Origin of the sequence: Cetobacterium sp. NK01 (assembly GCF_024506395.1) — a bacterium.
GTDB lineage: Bacteria > Fusobacteriota > Fusobacteriia > Fusobacteriales > Fusobacteriaceae > Cetobacterium_A > Cetobacterium_A somerae_A.
The window spans coordinates 551,349-570,161 of the sequence record NZ_JANIBO010000001.1; the positions used below are offsets into that span (position 1 = coordinate 551,349).

At 29.2% G+C, this 18,813-nt stretch carries 14 protein-coding genes; all 14 read left to right on the top strand.

Annotation, left to right across the window (positions count from 1 at the left end; genetic code table 11):
- Positions 1-4: 4 nt before the first annotated feature.
- On the top strand, positions 5-1,705 hold the full coding sequence (recJ, locus tag NON08_RS02700; protein ID WP_256689981.1) for a single-stranded-DNA-specific exonuclease RecJ: 1,701 nt from the start codon (positions 5-7) through the stop codon (positions 1,703-1,705).
- Between the two features lie 34 nt (positions 1,706-1,739).
- Entirely contained in the window at positions 1,740-3,026 is a 1,287-nt protein-coding gene (gene tig / locus NON08_RS02705) for a trigger factor (RefSeq protein ID WP_256689982.1), read from the top strand.
- Between the two features lie 130 nt (positions 3,027-3,156).
- Positions 3,157-3,732: an ATP-dependent Clp endopeptidase proteolytic subunit ClpP gene (gene clpP / locus NON08_RS02710; RefSeq protein ID WP_256689983.1), complete on the top strand. Its 576-nt coding sequence runs from the start codon at positions 3,157-3,159 to the stop codon at positions 3,730-3,732.
- Between the two features lie 11 nt (positions 3,733-3,743).
- Complete coding sequence (clpX, locus tag NON08_RS02715) at positions 3,744-4,991, top strand: ATP-dependent Clp protease ATP-binding subunit ClpX (protein ID WP_256689984.1); 1,248 nt, start codon at positions 3,744-3,746, stop codon at positions 4,989-4,991.
- Positions 4,992-5,004: 13 nt separating this feature from the next.
- Positions 5,005-7,308, top strand: coding sequence for an endopeptidase La (lon, locus tag NON08_RS02720; protein WP_256689985.1), 2,304 nt, complete (start codon positions 5,005-5,007; stop codon positions 7,306-7,308).
- A 17-nt stretch (positions 7,309-7,325) separates the two neighbouring features.
- Entirely contained in the window at positions 7,326-7,919 is a 594-nt protein-coding gene (gene yihA, locus NON08_RS02725; RefSeq protein WP_040406560.1) for a ribosome biogenesis GTP-binding protein YihA/YsxC, read from the top strand.
- A gap of 11 nt (positions 7,920-7,930) precedes the next feature.
- Positions 7,931-10,591 carry a valine--tRNA ligase gene (locus NON08_RS02730; protein ID WP_256689986.1) on the top strand — a complete coding sequence of 887 codons (2,661 nt, stop codon included), beginning with the start codon at positions 7,931-7,933 and terminating at the stop codon, positions 10,589-10,591.
- A 139-nt stretch (positions 10,592-10,730) separates the two neighbouring features.
- The gene (locus tag NON08_RS02735) at positions 10,731-11,597 is read left to right on the top strand and encodes a LysR family transcriptional regulator (RefSeq protein WP_256689987.1); all 867 of its coding nucleotides are present in this window, start codon (positions 10,731-10,733) and stop codon (positions 11,595-11,597) included.
- 21 nt (positions 11,598-11,618) lie between these two features.
- Entirely contained in the window at positions 11,619-12,194 is a 576-nt protein-coding gene (gmhA, locus tag NON08_RS02740; protein WP_256689988.1) for a D-sedoheptulose 7-phosphate isomerase, read from the top strand.
- Positions 12,195-12,234: 40 nt separating this feature from the next.
- Positions 12,235-13,071, top strand: a complete 837-nt coding sequence (locus NON08_RS02745) for an endonuclease/exonuclease/phosphatase family protein (protein WP_256689989.1) — start codon at positions 12,235-12,237, stop codon at positions 13,069-13,071.
- A complete protein-coding gene (locus tag NON08_RS02750) occupies positions 13,058-13,693 on the top strand; it encodes a thiamine diphosphokinase (RefSeq protein ID WP_256689990.1) in 636 nt (211 codons plus the stop codon). Before NON08_RS02745 ends, NON08_RS02750 begins: the two co-directional genes overlap by 14 nt.
- A 61-nt stretch (positions 13,694-13,754) precedes the next feature.
- On the top strand, positions 13,755-14,987 hold the full coding sequence (locus NON08_RS02755) for a uracil-xanthine permease family protein (RefSeq protein WP_256689991.1): 1,233 nt from the start codon (positions 13,755-13,757) through the stop codon (positions 14,985-14,987).
- 205 nt (positions 14,988-15,192) lie between these two features.
- Positions 15,193-17,022: an oligoendopeptidase F gene (gene pepF, locus NON08_RS02760; RefSeq protein ID WP_256691215.1), complete on the top strand. Its 1,830-nt coding sequence runs from the start codon at positions 15,193-15,195 to the stop codon at positions 17,020-17,022.
- A 1-nt stretch (position 17,023) separates the two neighbouring features.
- On the top strand, positions 17,024-18,742 hold the full coding sequence (gene sppA, locus NON08_RS02765; protein WP_256689992.1) for a signal peptide peptidase SppA: 1,719 nt from the start codon (positions 17,024-17,026) through the stop codon (positions 18,740-18,742).
- The last annotated feature ends 71 nt before the right edge of the window (positions 18,743-18,813 follow it).

Here is an 18,813-nt window from a genome sequence, read left to right on the forward strand (position 1 = left end):
TTTTATGCACTGGGAATATAAAGCAGTATCTGAAAATCTTATTGAAACTAAGGCTAGTCAATGGAATGTTTCTAAATTTTTAGCTACTTTACTTTTAAAAAAGGGCTTTTTAGAAAAAGAGGATGTAGATAACTTCCTTAATCCATCTATAAAAAAATTTCATAATCCTTTTGATTTTGAAATGATGGATAAAGTTGTGGAAAAAATAGTTTCAGCAAAAAATAATGGAGATAAGTTATTTATATATGGAGATTATGATGTCGATGGAATAACGGCTGCGATCTTCCTTGTATTAGCTTTTAGAGAGATTGGAATTGATATTGATTACTATATTCCTAATAGAATGGATGAAGGCTACGGTCTTGATAAAAAAACTGTTGACTTTATTCATAAAAATTCTGGAAAACTAGTAATTACTGTTGATACAGGAATTAATTCTTATGAAGATGTAGAGTATGCTCGGAGTTTAGGAATTGAAGTTATTGTTACTGATCACCATAAAAGTGTTAAGGATGAAGAAGAGGACAATATCCTCTTCATCAATCCTAAACTAAGTGAAAATTACAAATTTAAATTCTTGGCTGGAGCTGGAGTTGCTTTAAAAGTTGCTCAAGGAGTTTATTCTTATCTAAAAGAAGATTTCTCTAAATTATATCAATTCATGGATGTTATTATGATTGGGACTGTTGCTGATGTTGTACCTATGTTTGATGAAAATAGAATTATTATAAGTAGAGGACTAGAAACTCTTAAAAATACAAAAATTAAGGGTCTTGTTTATCTAATGAAATATTTAAAGCTTTATAATAAAGATATTAGCACAACTGATATAAGTTACTTCGTGTCTCCTTTAATAAATTCACTAGGAAGACTTGGAAACTCTAAACTTGGAGCTGACTTTTTCATGAAAACAGATGATTTTGAAATATATAACATTATTGAAGAGATGAAAAAAGCTAATAAACAAAGAAGAGAACTTGAAAGAATGATCTTTGATGAAGCAAACAAAATAATTCAACAAAAACTTAATAAAGACGATTTAAAATATATTTTTGTTGCTTCTGAAAGATGGCATCCTGGTGTTATCGGTGTAGTTGCTTCTAGATTAAGTGTAAAATATAATCTACCTGTTGCTATGATCTCACTAAAAGATGGAGTTGCCAAAGCTTCATGCAGAAGTATTCCTGGTGTAAATATTTTCAATATTTTAAAACTTATTGAAAATAAACTGATACGTTTCGGTGGGCATGACTTAGCAGCTGGATTTATCGCAGATGAGAAAAATCTGCCTGAGATTGAACTTTTATTTCAAGAAGAAATTCAAGTTCACGAACATAGTATCAATCAACCTAAATTTTTAGAAATTGATTTGGAATTAGCTATTGATAAAATTAATAAAAATAATATTAATGATATTAAAAAACTAGGTCCATTCGGACTTGAAAATAAACATCCCTATTTTTTAGATAGAGGAGTTAAAATTATAGATGCAAAATTTTTTGGCATTGAAAATAGACACTTTAATGGTTTTCTATTAAAAAATGGCAAATCTTATCCTCTTGTAGCTTTTGATTTAAGTTCAAAGTTACATAAAAATAGCAAGGATATGCTTTATGATATTATTTATTATCCCGAAAAGATTGTTAATCGGGGAGAAGAGTATTATCAATTTCGTTTAAAAGATCTTAAGTCTCATAAGATTTAAGATGTTAATACATAAATACCTTAAGGAGGAAATGATGAAACACGAATTAAAAAAAATCGACCACTCAGCAGTTGAAGTTAAACTTACTTTAACAGTTGAAGAGTTATCACCAATTAAATCAGAGGTTATTAAAAGTTTAGCTACTAAAGTAGAGGTACCTGGATTTAGAAAAGGACATGCTCCATTAAACAAAGTTGAGGCTGCTTTTGCAGATGCTATCAAGGAAGAGGTTGTTGAATCTGTTCTTAAAGCAAACTTTGAAAAAATCGTTGCTGAAGAAAAAATCACTCCAGTAAGTTTCATTTACGATCTTGTTGCTGATATGAAAGATACGCTTGAAATGACATTTAAAGTTGATGTATATCCTGAAATTACTTTAGGTGAATACAAAGGTTTAGAAGTTGAAAAAGAGTCTTTCGAAATGACAGATGACCTTTTAAATAAAGAAATTGAAAATATGTTAAATGCAAAATCTAAATTAGAAGATGCTCCTGAAGGACATAAAGCTGAAATGGGGAACACAATTGATTTAGCTTTCGAAGGATTTGTTGATGGTACTCCTTTCGAAGGTGGAAAAGCTGATTCTCATCAGTTAAAATTAGGATCAAAAATGTTTATTGATACTTTTGAAGATCAATTAGTTGGATATACTGTAGGACAAGAGGGGGAAGTTAACGTAACATTCCCTGCTGAATACCATGCTGAAGCTTTAGCTGGAAAACCTGCAACATTTAAAGTTAAAATTAACTCTATTAAAACTTTAGCAAAACCTGAATTAACAGAAGAGTTTGCTAAAGAAGCTGGATTTGAATCTGTAGAAGATTTAAAAGCTAAGAAAACTACTGAAATAACTGCTAGAGAAGAAGCAAGAGTTCAAAATAACTTTGTTGGAAAATTAATCCAAAAAGTAGTTGCTAATTCAAAAGTTGAAGTTCCTAAATCTATGGTAGTTAGAGAAGTAGAAAATAGAATGGCCGAAATGAACCAACAATTAGCTATGCAAGGAATGGATTTAGATCAATATTTAAAAATGACTGGTATGACTAAAGAGCAAGCATTTAACCAAATTGCTCCAATGGCTCATAACAAAGTTCAAGTTGATCTTGTTTTAGAAGCTATTGCTAAAGCTGAAAACTTAGAGGTTACTGATGAAGAATTAAATACTAAAGTTGAAGAGATTGCTAAAATGTATGGAATGAATAAAGAGCAATTAGAAACTGAATTAAAGAAAAATTCTAATTTAGATGAATTTTTCCATAGTTTAAAAACTGAGAGCTTAGCTCAAAAAGCTGTTGAAGTTATTGTTAATAATGCAAAGTAATAACCAATTGTATTGAGTAGAGTTTATCTCTACTCAATACTACTTTAATAAAAAATTAATGTTAAATACCTAAATATTTTAAGTATTTAACTTTAAATTTTTAAAGCAAGTTTTTAAAGGAGGGAAAAAAATGTACAGTCCAACAGTTATTGAAAACACAGGAAAAGGTGAAAGAGCCTATGACATCTATTCAAGACTTCTTAAAGATAGAATTATCTTTTTGGGAAGTGAAATAGATGATCAAATAGCTAACGCAATTGTTGCTCAACTCCTATTTTTAGAAGCTGAAGATCCTAATAAAGATATAATTATGTATATAAACAGTCCTGGAGGAGTTATCACTTCTGGCATGGCAATTTACGATACTATGAACTACATTAAACCTGACGTTCAAACAGTTTGCATTGGTCAAGCTGCTAGTATGGGGGCTTTATTACTTTCTGCAGGTGCTAAAGGAAAAAGATATTCTCTTGAAAATTCTAGAATTATGATTCACCAACCCCTTGGTGGAGCTAGAGGTCAAGCTACTGATATCGAAATTCAAGCTAAAGAAATCTTAAGAATGAAGGATTTAACTTCTAAAATTTTAAGCAAAAATACAAATAAATCAGTTGAAGAAATTATAATTGCAACTGAAAGAGATAACTTTATGAGTGCAGAAGAAGCTAAAGAATTTGGTCTAATCGATCATGTTTTTATTAGATAAGGAGGGAAAAGATGAATAAGAAAGAACATTGCTCTTTTTGTGGAAGAGGACAAGATGAAGTTTCAAAACTTTTCTCTGGTATTGATGGGGCATTTATTTGTGATGAATGTATCGAAACATGTTTTGATATGCTCGGTTACGAAAATGATGTCTATTACGGAGAAAAACATTCGCCTGAATCTTCAAATAGCTCTTTGACAGGAGTAAAACTCCCAACACCTAAAGAGATTAAAGAAAAATTAGATGAATATGTTATTGGACAGGATGAAAGTAAAAAAGTTTTAGCTGTTTCTGTTTACAATCACTATAAAAGAATTATGCATAAAGATCAAGGAAGTAAAGATGTTGAATTACAAAAATCAAATGTACTTTTAATTGGACCTACTGGTTCAGGAAAAACACTTTTGGCCCAAACGCTTGCAAGAACACTTCATGTTCCTTTTGCAATTGCTGATGCTACAACATTAACTGAAGCAGGATATGTTGGAGATGATGTTGAAAATGTTCTGGTTAGACTTCTTCAGGCCGCTGATTATAACGTTGAAGCTGCTGAAAGAGGTATTATTTATATAGATGAAATTGATAAAATAGCAAGAAAATCTGAAAATGTTTCTATTACTAGAGATGTTTCTGGCGAAGGAGTTCAACAAGCTCTTTTAAAGATTATTGAAGGTACAAAGTCTCAAGTTCCTCCTCAAGGTGGAAGAAAACATCCAAATCAAGAGCTTATTGAAGTGGATACAACTAATATACTATTTATAGTTGGTGGAGCTTTTGAAGGTATGGAAAAAATTATTAAATCTAGAACTAACAAAAAAGTTCTCGGTTTTGGTGCTTCTCAAGATTCTATTGAAACTGAAAAAGAAATTGAGCTTTTAGGTAAAGTTTTACCTGAAGATTTAGTTAAACAAGGAATTATACCTGAATTAGTTGGTAGACTTCCTGTTATATCAACACTATCTCCTTTGGATGAAACTGCTCTTATTAAGATTTTATCAGAACCTAAAAATTCTATTGTAAAACAGTATCAAAAATTCTTTGAGATGGAAAATGTTAACCTTGAATTCGAAGATGAAGCGCTTAAAAAAATTGCAGCTTTAGCTTTAGAAAGAAGAATTGGAGCAAGAGGGCTTAGATCAATTATTGAAAATATAATGACAAATCTGATGTTCGAAATTCCTTCTGATAAAACTATTAAAAAGGTTACAATTACAGCTGATTCAATTCAAGATTCTACTAAAGTTAAAATTGAACATTAAGGAGTGATTACGAATGAGTAGATTACCTTTTTTACCTACTAGGGAAATGGTTCTTTTTCCTGGAACAGCTTCTCCTCTTTATGTTGGAAGAGAAAGAAGTTTATTAACTATGAATTTTGCAATGAAAACAAAAAATAAATTAGTTCTTAGCTTACAAAAAAATTCTTTAGAAGAAACTCCAATTTTACCTGAAGGAGTACATAAAATCGGAGTTGTAGCAAACATTGTGCAATCTATTCCTTTGCCTAATAAAAGTATAAAAGTTCTTATTGAAGTTGATAAAAGAGTTCTTATTGAAAATATAATCGAAGAAGATGGTGTTTTATTTGCTGATTATAGTGTAATTTCATCGACTGAGGAATCTTCTACTGAATTAACAGCTCTTAAAAGAAAAGTAATTAACTTATTTGAAGACTATTCTACATTAACTAATCAAATTAGTGCAGAATTAATGGTTCAGTTAAAAAGCTTAAGAAAAGCTGGTAAGATCTTTGATTCTATTGCATTTAATCTTGAGATTGAAGAAAATTTAAAAGTTGAACTTTTAGAACTTTTAGATGTTAAAGTTAGAGGATATAGATTATTAGAAATTTTAAATAACGAAATTGAAATTGCTTCAATTGAACAAAAAGTTGATCAAAAAGTAAAAGAAAAAATTAATGAAAGCCAAAAAAGTTATTTTATAAGAGAAAAAATTAATACTCTTAGAGAAGAACTTGGTAAAACTGGTGGAGACGAAGAAACTGATGAACTTTATGATAAAGTTAGAAATTCATCTCTTCCTAAAGAAGCTAAAGATAAGCTTGAAATAGAATTAAAAAAACTTGGTAAAATGGCACCATATTCTGCTGAAGCTACAGTTTCTAGAGCATATATTGAATCAGTTTTAGAGCTTCCTTGGGGAGTAATTACTCCTGAAACTTTAGATTTAAAAATTGCTCATGATGTTTTAGAAAAAGATCACTATGGTTTAAAAGATGTTAAAGACAGAATTTTAGATTATTTGGCCGTTAAAAAATTAAATCCAAATATGAAAGGGACTATTCTTTGTTTGGCTGGACCCCCTGGAGTTGGAAAAACATCTTTAGCTAAATCTGTTGCTGATTCTCTTGGTAGAAATTTTGTTAGAGTTTCTCTTGGTGGTGTTAGAGATGAAGCTGAAATAAGAGGTCATAGAAGAACATATATTGGATCTATGCCTGGAAGAATTATTAAGGCTATTAAAAACGCGGGTAGTGTTAATCCTGTTATTTTACTTGATGAAATAGATAAGATGTCTAGTGATTTTAAAGGAGATCCAGCTTCAGCTATGTTGGAGGTTCTAGATCCAGAGCAAAATAAGCACTTTGAAGATCATTATTTGGATATGCCTTTTGACTTATCTAAAGTTTTCTTTGTTGCTACTGCTAATGACTTAAGAAGTATCCCTGGACCTTTAAGAGACAGAATGGAAATTATTAATCTTTCTTCATATACAGAGTTTGAAAAATTACATATTGCTAATAATTATCTAATTAAGCAAGCTCAAGATGAAAATGGTTTAAGTGATATAAAAATAAGTATAACTGATAAAGCTATATTAAAAATAATCGATGAGTATACTAAAGAAGCTGGTGTTAGAAACTTAAAAAGAGAAATTTCATCTCTATTCAGAAAAGTAGCTAGAAAAGTTATTGATACCGAAGCTAAGTCAGTTAGTATAAATGTTAAAAATCTTGAGTCTTATTTAGGGCATCCTAAATTTAGACCTGAAAAAATGAAAAAAGCGGTTTCTAAAATTGGAGTAGTTAATGGCTTGGCATGGACATCTGTTGGTGGAATGACCCTTGAAGTTCAAGGTGTTCAAATTCCAGGTAAAGGAAACCTTTCTTTAACTGGTACTCTTGGAAATGTTATGAAAGAGTCTGCAATGGTTGCATTTACATATTTAAAAGCTAATCTTGATAAATTTGAAATTGATTCAACTGTTTTAGAGAAAAAAGATATACATCTTCATTTCCCTGAAGGAGCAACACCAAAAGACGGACCATCTGCCGGTATTGCTATTACTACAACTATCTTATCTGTTTTAACAGGAAGAAAAGTTAAACAAACATTCGCTATGACTGGTGAAATTACAATTACTGGTGAGGTTTTACCTGTTGGAGGAATCAAAGAAAAAGTTATTGGAGCTCATAGAGCAGGAATCAAAAATATAATTTTACCTGATGATAATAAAGTTGATGTTGAAGAGATTCCAGAGGAAGTAATGAAGGATATAAAAATATACTTTGCTTCAACATATGAAGATGTTGAAAAACTTGCTCTTGAAAAATAATGAAAAGAGGTAACACAATGAATATAAAACAAGCAGATTTTACAAAATCAGCTGTATTTGAAAAAGATTATCCTGAAGAGCTAAATCATATTGAATTTGCCTTTGTAGGAAGATCAAATGTTGGAAAATCTTCTCTTATAAATAGTATTACAGGAAGAAATAAATTAGCCAAAACTAGTAAAACTCCAGGAAGAACTCAGTTAATTAACTATTTTCTAATCAACAAAGAATTTTTCTTTGTTGATTTACCTGGATATGGTTTTGCTAAGGTTCCTAAAGAGATGAAAAAAGAATGGGGATTAACTATGGAGAGATACCTTGCTAGTCCTAGAAAAAAACTAGTTTTTGTTCTACTAGATATAAGAAGAATCCCTAGTGGTGAAGATCTTGAAATGCTTAATTGGCTAGATCACTATGGAACTCCATTTAAAATAATTTTTACAAAAATGGATAAAGTTTCTAATAATGAAAAATTCAAAGCTTTAAAAGATATTAGAACAAAAATTGATTTCCATAATGATGATGTCTTCTTCCACTCATCATTAAACAATAATGGAAAAGAACAAATTTTAAATTATATTGAAAGTTGTTTAGAGGGAGAAATTGAATAGGAGGATTTAAAATGAATGAATTAGCAACTACTTATTCCCCTAATGAAATAGAGGGAAAATGGTATAAATATTGGGAGGAATCAAACTTTTTTGCTGCAACTTTAGATGATGGTAAGCCAAACTACTCTATAGTTATTCCACCTCCAAATGTAACTGGTATATTACATATGGGACATATTCTTAATAACAGTATTCAAGATGTACTTGTTAGATATAAAAGAATGAGTGGATATAATACTCTTTGGATGCCTGGAACTGACCATGCTGGTATTGCAACTCAAAATAAAGTTGAAAGAAAATTAGCTGACGAAGGTTTAACTAAAGAGGATTTAGGTAGAGAAGAGTTTATTAAACAAGTTTGGGAATGGAAAGAACAATATGGTAGTGTTATTACAACTCAGCTTAGAAAAATAGGAGCTTCTTTAGATTGGAAAAGAGAAAGATTCACAATGGATCAAGGTCTTTCTGAATCTGTTAAAGATATTTTCATTAAACTTTTCAATGATGGATTAATATATCAAGGTGAGTACATGGTTAACTGGTGTCCTAGATGTGGTACTGCATTAGCTGATGATGAAGTTGATCACGAGGAAAAAGCTGGTTCACTATGGAATATTAAATATCCTGTTAAAGATTCTGACGAATTTTTAATTATAGCTACTACAAGACCTGAAACTATGCTTGCTGATGTGGCTATTGCAGTTAATCCAAATGATGAAAGATATTCTCATCTTGTTGGTAAAAATGTAATTTTACCTCTTGTTGGAAGAGAAATTCCTGTTATTGCTGACGAATATGTTGATGTGGAATTTGGAACTGGAGCACTTAAAATAACTCCTGCTCATGATCCTAATGACTTTGCTTTAGGACAAAAATTCAATCTACCTATTATCAATATGATGACTCCTGATGGAAAAGTTGTTAATGATTACCCTGCGTATGCTGGAATGGATAGATTTGATGCTAGAAAGAAAATTGTTTCTGATTTAGAAGAGCAAGGATTACTTGTTAAAATTGAAGCTCATTCACATAATGTTGGAGGATGCTATAGATGTAACACTGTTGTTGAGCCAAGAGTTTCAAAACAATGGTTTGTTAAAATGGAACCTCTAGCAGAAAAAGCTTTAGAAGTTGTTAGAAATGGAAAAGTTAAACTTATGCCTAAAAGATGGGAAAAAGTTTACTATAACTGGCTAGAGAATATCAGAGATTGGTGTATCTCTAGACAAATCTGGTGGGGACATAGAATACCTGCTTGGTATGGACCTGATATGCATATTTTTGTTGCTAAAACAGAAGAAGATGCATATGCTCAAGCTAAAGCTCACTATGGTAAAGATGTTGACTTAACTCAAGAAACAGATGTTTTAGATACATGGTTCTCATCTGCTTTATGGCCATTCTCAACTTTAGGTTGGCCGGAAAAAACAGTTGAATTAGAAAAGTTCTATCCTACTTCTACACTAGTAACTGGTGCTGATATTTTATTCTTCTGGGTTGCTAGAATGGTAATGTTTGGTATGTATACTATGGATGATATTCCATTTGAAAATGTTTACCTACATGGAATAGTTAGAGATGAAGTTGGTAGAAAAATGTCTAAATCATTAGGTAACTCACCAGATCCATTAAATTTAATTGGAGAATACGGTGCTGATGCTATTAGATTTACAATGATTTACAATACTTCTCAAGGTCAAGATGTTCATTTCTCTGAAAAATTGATAGAGATGGGTAGAAACTTTGCTAATAAAATCTGGAACGTTTCAAGATTTGTTCTTATGAACCTTGAAGATTTCGATATAAAAACATTTGATAAATCGAATGTTCAACTTGAATTAGTTGATGAGTGGATTTTCTCTAAATTAAATAAAACTTCTAAAGATGTTGCTGATAAATTAGAAAAATTCCAATTAGATGAAGCTGCTAAATCAATCTATGAGTTCTTAAGAGGAGACTTCTGTGACTGGTATGTTGAATTAGCTAAAGTTAGATTATATAATAAAGAAGAATCAGGAGTTAAATCTAGACAAACTGCTCAATATGTTCTATGGACAGTTTTAGAAGCTGGATTAAAACTTTTACATCCATTTATGCCATTTATCACTGAAGAGATTTGGCAAAAAATAAAAGTAAACGGAGAAACTATCATGCTTGCTGATTATCCAGTTTGTAATGATTCTCTTGTAAGCGATGATAAAGAAAAAGCTTTTGAATATATTCAAGGCCTTATTTCATCACTAAGAAACATTAGAGCAGAAAGAGGAATATCTCCAGCTAAAGAGGCTAAAGTTGTTATCAGAACTTCTAACCCTACAGAATTAGAAACATTAAAGGCTAATGAGTTATTTATAACTAAACTTGCTAAAATTGAAGAATTAACTGTAGGAGCTGATCTTGCTACTCCTGAACAAAGCGGATTCAGAGTAAATGGAAATTCAGAAGTATTCATGATTCTAACTGGTCTTCTAGATGTTGAAACAGAAATCAAAAAAATTAATGAGCAACTTGAAAAAGTAAAAAAAGATTTAGATAAGGTTAATGCTAAACTTTCTGATGAAAGATTTACATCTAAAGCTCCAGCTCATATCTTAGATAGAGAAAAAAGAATCCAGGAAGAGTTCCAAGATAAATATGATAAACTAATGGAAAACTTAAAAAACTTCCAATAACAATATCATTTTAAAGCTTTTTTAGTAGTAGGAATTTAATTCCTGCTACTTTTTTTAAATAAATTGTATTCATTATGTTAAAATTATGCTAAAATAGAATGGTAACTATACATAATAATAATAGTTGGGAGTGATACAATTGGATTTACATTATTTAAGAATATTTTATGAGGTAGCTAAAGAAAAAAGTTTTACAAAAGCAGCTAATAAATTATACATAAATCAATCAGCGGTTTCAATACAAGTAAAAAAATTTGAAGAGATATTAAATTCTAAACTTTTTGATAGAAGTTCTAAGAAAATAAAATTAACTTACACTGGGGAAGCTCTTTTTAAAATGGCTGAGGAAATTTTTGAGAAAGTTAAAAGAGCTGAAAAAGAGATGGAAAGAATTATCAATTTAGATAAAGCTAAAATATCTATTGGAGCTACATCTGTTATTGGAGAGCCTTTATTGCCTCTTTTAATGAAAGATTTTATATCTTTACATGACGAGATTGAATATGATATTACTATCTCTACTAAAGCTTGGCTTTTAAAGTTATTAAAAGAAGGGGAACTTGATATTCTTTTAATAGATGAAGAGCACATAACTGATCCAAATTTAGAAGTTATTACTGTTGGTTCTGTACCTTATATACTTGTTGGTACTAAAAATACACAAAAATTGGAAGCTATATCTAAAGAACCTCTAATCTCTAGAAAAAACATCTATAATAACGATAGAGCTATTAGTCATCTAGAGGATAAAAATCATATTTGCTTTAATACTAAAATTCCAGTTGTTGGAAATTTGGGAGTTATTAAAGGAATGGTTAAAGAAGGAATTGGTAATGTTATCTTACCTTACTATGCTGTTTATAAAGAAATACAAAGTGATGAGTTTAAAGTTATTAGGACAATAGATGAAGTTACAGATTCTTATCAAATTGTTATAACTAAAGATAAAAAGAATTTAGCTCACATTATCAAATTTATTAATTTTGTTAAGAATTTTAAACTTTAATTTTTAATTTAGGAGGCTAATATGAATTTATTAGATTCGTATAAAATAACAGCTTCTCTTTTAGAAAAATTTATAAAAGAAGAAGCTGAAAAACAAACAACTGAAAAAATAGCTAAAGATTTAGCTACAATTTTCCAAAATGGCAATAAAGTTTTAATCTGTGGAAATGGCGGAAGTAATTGTGATGCTTTACATTTCGCTGAAGAGTTTACAGGTAGATTTAGAAAAGATAGAAAAGCTTTACCAGCTATTTCTTTATCTGATTCATCTCATATAACTTGTGTAGGAAATGACTACGGTTTTGACTATATATTTTCAAGAGGTGTAGAAGCTTATGGAAAAGAAGGAGATATGTTTATTGGTATCTCAACAAGCGGTAATTCTGCAAATATTATAAAAGCTGTAGAAGCAGCTAAAAATATGGGACTAAAAACTGTTGTTCTTCTTGGAAAAGATGGAGGTAAACTTAAAGGAATGTGTGATTACGAATTTATTATTCCTGGAGAAACTTCTGATAGAATCCAAGAAATTCATATGATGATATTACATATCATTATTGAAGGTGTGGAAAAAATAATGTTCCCTGAAAATTATTAAGAAATACCCTTTTTAGGGTATTTTTTTTAAGGAGATTTATATGTATATAAAAAAAATATTTATTCTATTTATTTTTATTTTTTCTTTTTCTTTTTCAAAACAATTAGAAAATAAAGCTTACATCGGAGCTTTTAACACATTGAGATTAGGAAAGGGAGAGAAAGATTACAAGCATTTAGCTAAATCTATTGAACCTTTTGATATTGTCGGTTTAGTTGAAGTTATGAATAAAAAAGGAATATATAAACTTATATCTGAAGTAGAAAAAATTAGTAATTCTAAATGGGGATATGATATATCTCCATATCCTGTAGGAACTGATGAATATAAAGAATACTATGCATTTCTTTATAAAAAAGATAAAGTTGATTTCATTAAAAGTGATGGTTTTTACCCTGATAAAAATGATGATTTTATTCGTGAACCATATGGAGCTACTTTTAAAATTAATAATTTTGATTTTACTTATGTCCTAATTCATTCAATTTATGGTAAAAAAGTATCTCAAAGACAATTTGAAGCTGCAAAATTTATAGATATTTATAATTACTTTCAAGATTTAGATCCTATTGAAAATGATATCCTAATTGGTGGTGATTTTAATCTTGCTGCTAATGATACAGCTTTTGAACCACTCCTTACTCATAAAGATAATATAATTTATGCCTTAGACCCTTCTATTAAAACAACTATCGGGACTAAAGGTTTTGCTAATTCTTATGATAATATTTTTCTTTCTAAAAAATATACACAAGAATTTAAAGGTGAAAGTGGAGCATTAGATATCACTGAAGGAGAATTTATAAAAACTAGAAAGGAGGTTTCTGATCATCTGCCTATTTTTATTGTAGTTGATACAGAAAATGATGATGACTAAGGCTTTTATTTTTTTAAATGGAGAGTTCCCTGAATCTAAAGAGTTTTATGAAAACTTGAATATCGATAATGCTCATCTCTTTTGTGCCGATGGAGGTGCTCGAAAAGCTCTTGAATTAAATTATATTCCAAAAGAAGTTTGGGGAGACTTTGATTCCCTAGACAAGAATTCTATAAAATTACTCACTTTTAATAATGTCGTTATTAAAAGCTTTAATAAAAATAAAGATTTTACAGATGGAGAACTTTTAATATCTTATGTATCTTCACTAAATTATGATAAAATTTATATTATTGGGGGTTTTGGAGGAAGAGTAGATCACTTTCTAACAAATATAAACCTTATCTTTAAATATAATAATCTTATCTTTCTTAATGATATAGAAAAACTTTTCTTGGTTACTTCTAATTTTACTATAAAAAATAGTAAAGGAAAAAGAATTTCATTTATTCCTTTTTCAGATACTATTGAAAACCTTAGTCTAGATGGATTTCTTTATCCTCTTAAAAATCATGTTTTGAAAAGAGGAGATTCCACATGTTTAAGCAATATACTTACCTCTAATAATGCATCTATTTCTTTTAATGATGGTAAACTTTTAGGAGTGTTAAGTTTAGATTGACAATAGTCTTAAAATAATGTAGGCTATTTAATAGCAAAAATTTTTATGGAGGCGTTTTATAATGACTAATTTATCTACAAAAAGTAAACTTTTACTTGGAATCCAACACGTACTAGCTATGTTTGGAGCTACTGTTTTAGTTCCATTTTTAACTGGTTTAAATCCATCTATCGCTTTACTTTCTGCAGGAATAGGAACACTTCTTTTTCATCTTTGTACAAAAGGTATCGTTCCTGTTTTTTTAGGTTCATCGTTTGCTTTTATTGGAGCTCTAGCTCTTGTTTTAAAAGAGGAGGGAATTGCAGCTATTAAAGGTGGGGTTATCTCTGCTGGTTTTGTTTATATCTTCATGTCTTGGATGATTAGAGTTTTTGGTGTGGAAAAGATAAAATCTTTCTTTCCTCCTGTTGTTGTTGGTCCAATTATAATGGTTATTGGACTTAGGCTTAGTCCTGTTGCGCTTTCTATGGCAGGATATTCAAACGGACATTTTGATTTAAAAAGTCTTATAGTAGCACTTATAGTAGTAATTTCCATGATAACTATCTCTATTTTAGAAAAATCGTTTTTTAGGCTAGTTCCCATTTTAATTTCTGTTATCTTAGGATATTTAGTTTCAATCTTTTTAGGATTAGTTGACTTTACACCTATTGCCGCTGCTAATTGGATTGGATTTTCAAAAGATGCTCTAAATAACTTGTTAACTTTACCTAAATTTTCTATTACAGCTATCTTGGCAATAGCTCCTATAGCACTAGTTGTTTTTATTGAACATATTGGAGATATTACAACAAATGGGGCTGTTGTTGGTAAAGACTTCTTTAAAAACCCTGGTATTTCAAGAACATTATTAGGTGACGGAGTTGCTACTGTTGCTGCAGGACTTTTAGGAGGACCTGCTAACACAACTTATGGAGAAAATACTGGAGTATTAGCAGTTACTAAAGTTTATGATCCTGCGATTCTTAGAATAGCAGCTTGTTATGCAATTGTTTTAAGTTTTATTGGCAAATTTGGAGTAATCTTACAAACAATTCCTACCCCAGTTATGGGAGGCGTTTCTATAATTCTTTTCGGTATGATTGCTTCTGTCGGGGTTAGAACTGTTATTGATGCTGAAATAGATTTTTCTCACTCGAGAAATCTTTTAATTGCATCTCTTATATTTGTTTTAGGTATTGCTATTGATAATATTATAATCTGGAAAACTGTTTCTCTTTCTGGACTTGCTATTGCAGCTTTAATAGGTGTTACGTTAAATAAGATATTACCTAAAGATCAACTTGATAAATAAAATTTAATTTTAAAATAGGAAGAACTTTGAACCTTTTCTTCCTATTTTTTATTTTTTGTTGTAATATATAAAATATAATAAAGGAATATAGGGGGTTTAGATGAAGAAATTTATAGTTCTTGTACTTATTGCAAACTTAGCTTTTATTGGTAAATATTTTTATGAAAAAAAATACACACAAGAGATTAAAAAGGAGGATTTTTCTATGTTAAAAAATAGAGATGAAATTACGCAACAATATAAATGGAATTTAAATGATGTTTATCCTAACTGGACTGCTTGGGAAAATGATTTAACAACTCTTAAAGGGTATATGTCTGAAATTCCGAAATATCAGGGAAAAATATCTCAAAATTCTAATATCTTTATTGAGTTTGTAAATCTTGAGGAGAAAATATCAAGACTTTTAGATAAAGTTTACTTATACCCATACTTGCAAAGAGATTTAGATTCAACTAATGAAACCGCTTCTGTAAAGCTTCAAGAAGTTGAAGGTATTTATGCTAATTATTCAATAGCTTCATCTTGGATTACTCCAGAAATCCTTACTATTCCAAAAGAAACAATGATTAGTTGGATTAACGATAATCCAGTTTTAGAAGCTAATAGATTTCCTTTAATGGAAATCTATCGACTACAAGAACATGTTTTATCTGCTGATAAAGAAAAATTGTTATCTTATTTTGGTCAATATTTAGGAGTTCCTTCTGATATATACAGTGAACTTTCTACTTCAGATATTAAATGGAATGAAATTGAATTAACTGATGGTAGTAAAACTTTTGTAACTAACGGTGTTTATTCTAAAATTATTTCAACTGATCGAAATCAAGAAGATCGTAAAAAAGCTTTTGAGGCGCTTTATAATTCATTTAATGTCAATAAAAATACTTATGCTTCAATTTATAAAAGTATATTACAAAGAGATTTTTCAACAGCTCAATCTAGAAATTATAAATCAAGTTTAGAAAAGGCCTTAAATCCTAATAATATTCCATTAGATGTTTATACATCTTTAATTGAATCTACTCGAGAAAATACAGCACCTTTAAAAAGATATATTGCTTTAAGAAAAAAAGCTCTAGATTTAAAAAGCTATCATTACTATGATAACTCTATAAATATTGTTGATTATAATAAAGAATTCACTTATGAAGAAGCTAAAGATACTGTTTTAGAATCTGTAAAACCTTTAGGAACAGACTATTATAGAGATTTAAATACTGCATTAAGCGAAGGATGGTTAGATGTTTATGAAACTCCTAATAAAAGAAGTGGTGCCTATTCTTTAAATATCTATGATGTTCATCCATATATGCTACTTAATTATAATGGAACCATGGATTCTGTATTTACATTAGCTCATGAATTAGGTCATACAATGCATTCAATGTTATCAACTAAAAATCAACCTTATTCTATTAGTAGTTATACTATCTTTGTAGCCGAAGTTGCTTCAACTTTTAACGAAAGATTACTTTTAGATAACATGCTAAAGAATACAAATGATTCTAAAGAAAAAATAGCTCTTATCGAACAAGCTATTGGTGGAATCGTTGGAACATATTATATTCAAACTTTATTTGCTGATTATGAATATCAAGCTCATCAAATTGTTGAAAATGGTGGTGCTATAACATCTGATGTTTTAAATAATATTATGTCTAATCTATTTACAGAATACTTTGGTAATGATTTAACTATGGATGAGTTACAAAAGATTATTTGGGCTAGAATTCCTCATTTTTATAATTCTCCTTATTATGTTTATCAATACGCAACTAGTTTCGCTTCTTCTGCAAACTTATATAATAGAATTACAAATCCTGAATATTCTTTAGATGAAAGAGAACAAGCTAAAAAAGCTTACTTAACTCTTTTAAAATCTGGTGGAAATGATCATCCAATGAATCAACTAAAAAAAGCTGGAGTTGACTTAAGTAAAAAAGATGCCTTTGATGCTGTTGCTATAGAATTTAATAGATTATTAGATCTTTTAGAAGAGGAACTAAAGAAAGAGAAAGGAGATATCTAATATGTTTTTATTAAATTGGATACTAAGTTTTTTTAAATTTATTATTAGAGAAATTTCTTCTATGATAATAAAATTTGCTTTCTTAATAATTCTAATAGTTTTAATTTTTAATTATTTTGATAAAACTAAAAAAACTCCTATAACTAAAAAATCATATTTAAAAATTGATTTATCTAAAGAATTTACCGAAACTTTAGTACAAAATCCACTTAATTTTAACTCTAAAAATATAAATTTTTATCAGCTTTTAAATAGTATTTCTATTTCTAAAAATGATAATAATGTCGAAGGCCTTTTTATATTTTTAGATGATAATACCTTAACTAGAACTCAAATTAGTGAATTAGGAGAGGTTTTAAATGAATTTAAAACCTCTAATAAACCAATTTTTTCTTATGGTGCTATGCTTGATAATAATTCTTTACTTTTGAGTAGTTACTCCAATGAAGTTATTATGCCTCCCGCTGCTTCTACTGCTGTAAATATTACAGGATATAATAAAGATATCCCATACTTTAAAAATTTAACTGAAAAACTAGGAATAGATGTTACTGTTGTCCATGTTGGTGATTTTAAAACTTTTGGAGAAAACTATACTAGAGATCAGATGTCAGAAGAAAATCGCTCAGATTTAAAAAGAATTTTAGATAAAAGTTACTCTTTTTTTATTGAAGATCTTGCTAAAAATCTATCTTTAGATCAAAATTCTCTTAACTCTTTAGTTCTTTCTGGAGATTTAATGGGAGAGTCTTCTAGTACTTTAAAGGAAAATAAATTGATTTCATCTCTAAAATATTTAGAAGATTTTAAAAAAGAGAAAGAAATTGAGAATATTACTGAAATTGAAAACTATATTCCTTCTTTTAAAGAAAATATATCTAACCAAAAAATTGCAATTGTTTATGCTGACGGAGAAATTAGTTATACTGCATCAAAAAATCCAACTTCCAGTGTTATAACTCCAGATAAATTTATTTCTGCTTTAAACAAAGCTTCGGAAGATGATAGTATTAAGGGAATCGTTATTCGAGTTAATTCTCCTGGTGGTTCTGCTTTAGCTTCTGATATTATTTGTAACTCAATTAAAAATGTAAAAAAACCTGTTTATGTTTCTATTGGTAGTGTTGCTGCATCTGGAGGATATTATATATCTACTGCTGCAAAAAAAATATTTGCTGATAAAAATAGCATAACTGGTTCTATTGGTGTTGTAAGCCTTATCCCTAACTTTAAAGAATTAACTTCTAAGGTTGGAGTTAATGTAAATGATATATCTCTTGGAAAGTTTGCTGATTTATATTCTTTAACTTCTCCTATGACTCCTGAAAGAAAAGAAAAAATATACAGTTCGAATCTCAAAGTTTATCATGAATTTTTAAATAAAGTTGCTTATGGTCGAAATTTACCTCTTAATGAGGTTGAAAATATTGCTCAAGGGAAAATTTGGTTAGGAGAAGAAGCCATTAATAATGGCCTTATTGATTCAATTGGTGGAATAAATAAAACAATTAAAACTTTAGCAAAAGATTTAAATATAAATGATAATTATTCTGTTATTGAAGTTCCTTATGAAGAAGATTTAAAATCTATGTTTGAAGCAACATTATTACCTATACAAACTCTATTTTCTTTAAAATTATTGACTAATACAAAAAATATTAAAACTCTTATTGAAAATGAGGAGATGTTCTTTAAACCACTTTTATATTTAAGCTTTTAAATCTCTAGTTGAAAATCTACTCCTTCTTATGATATAATCATACCGATTACACAATAATTTCTAGGAGGGAT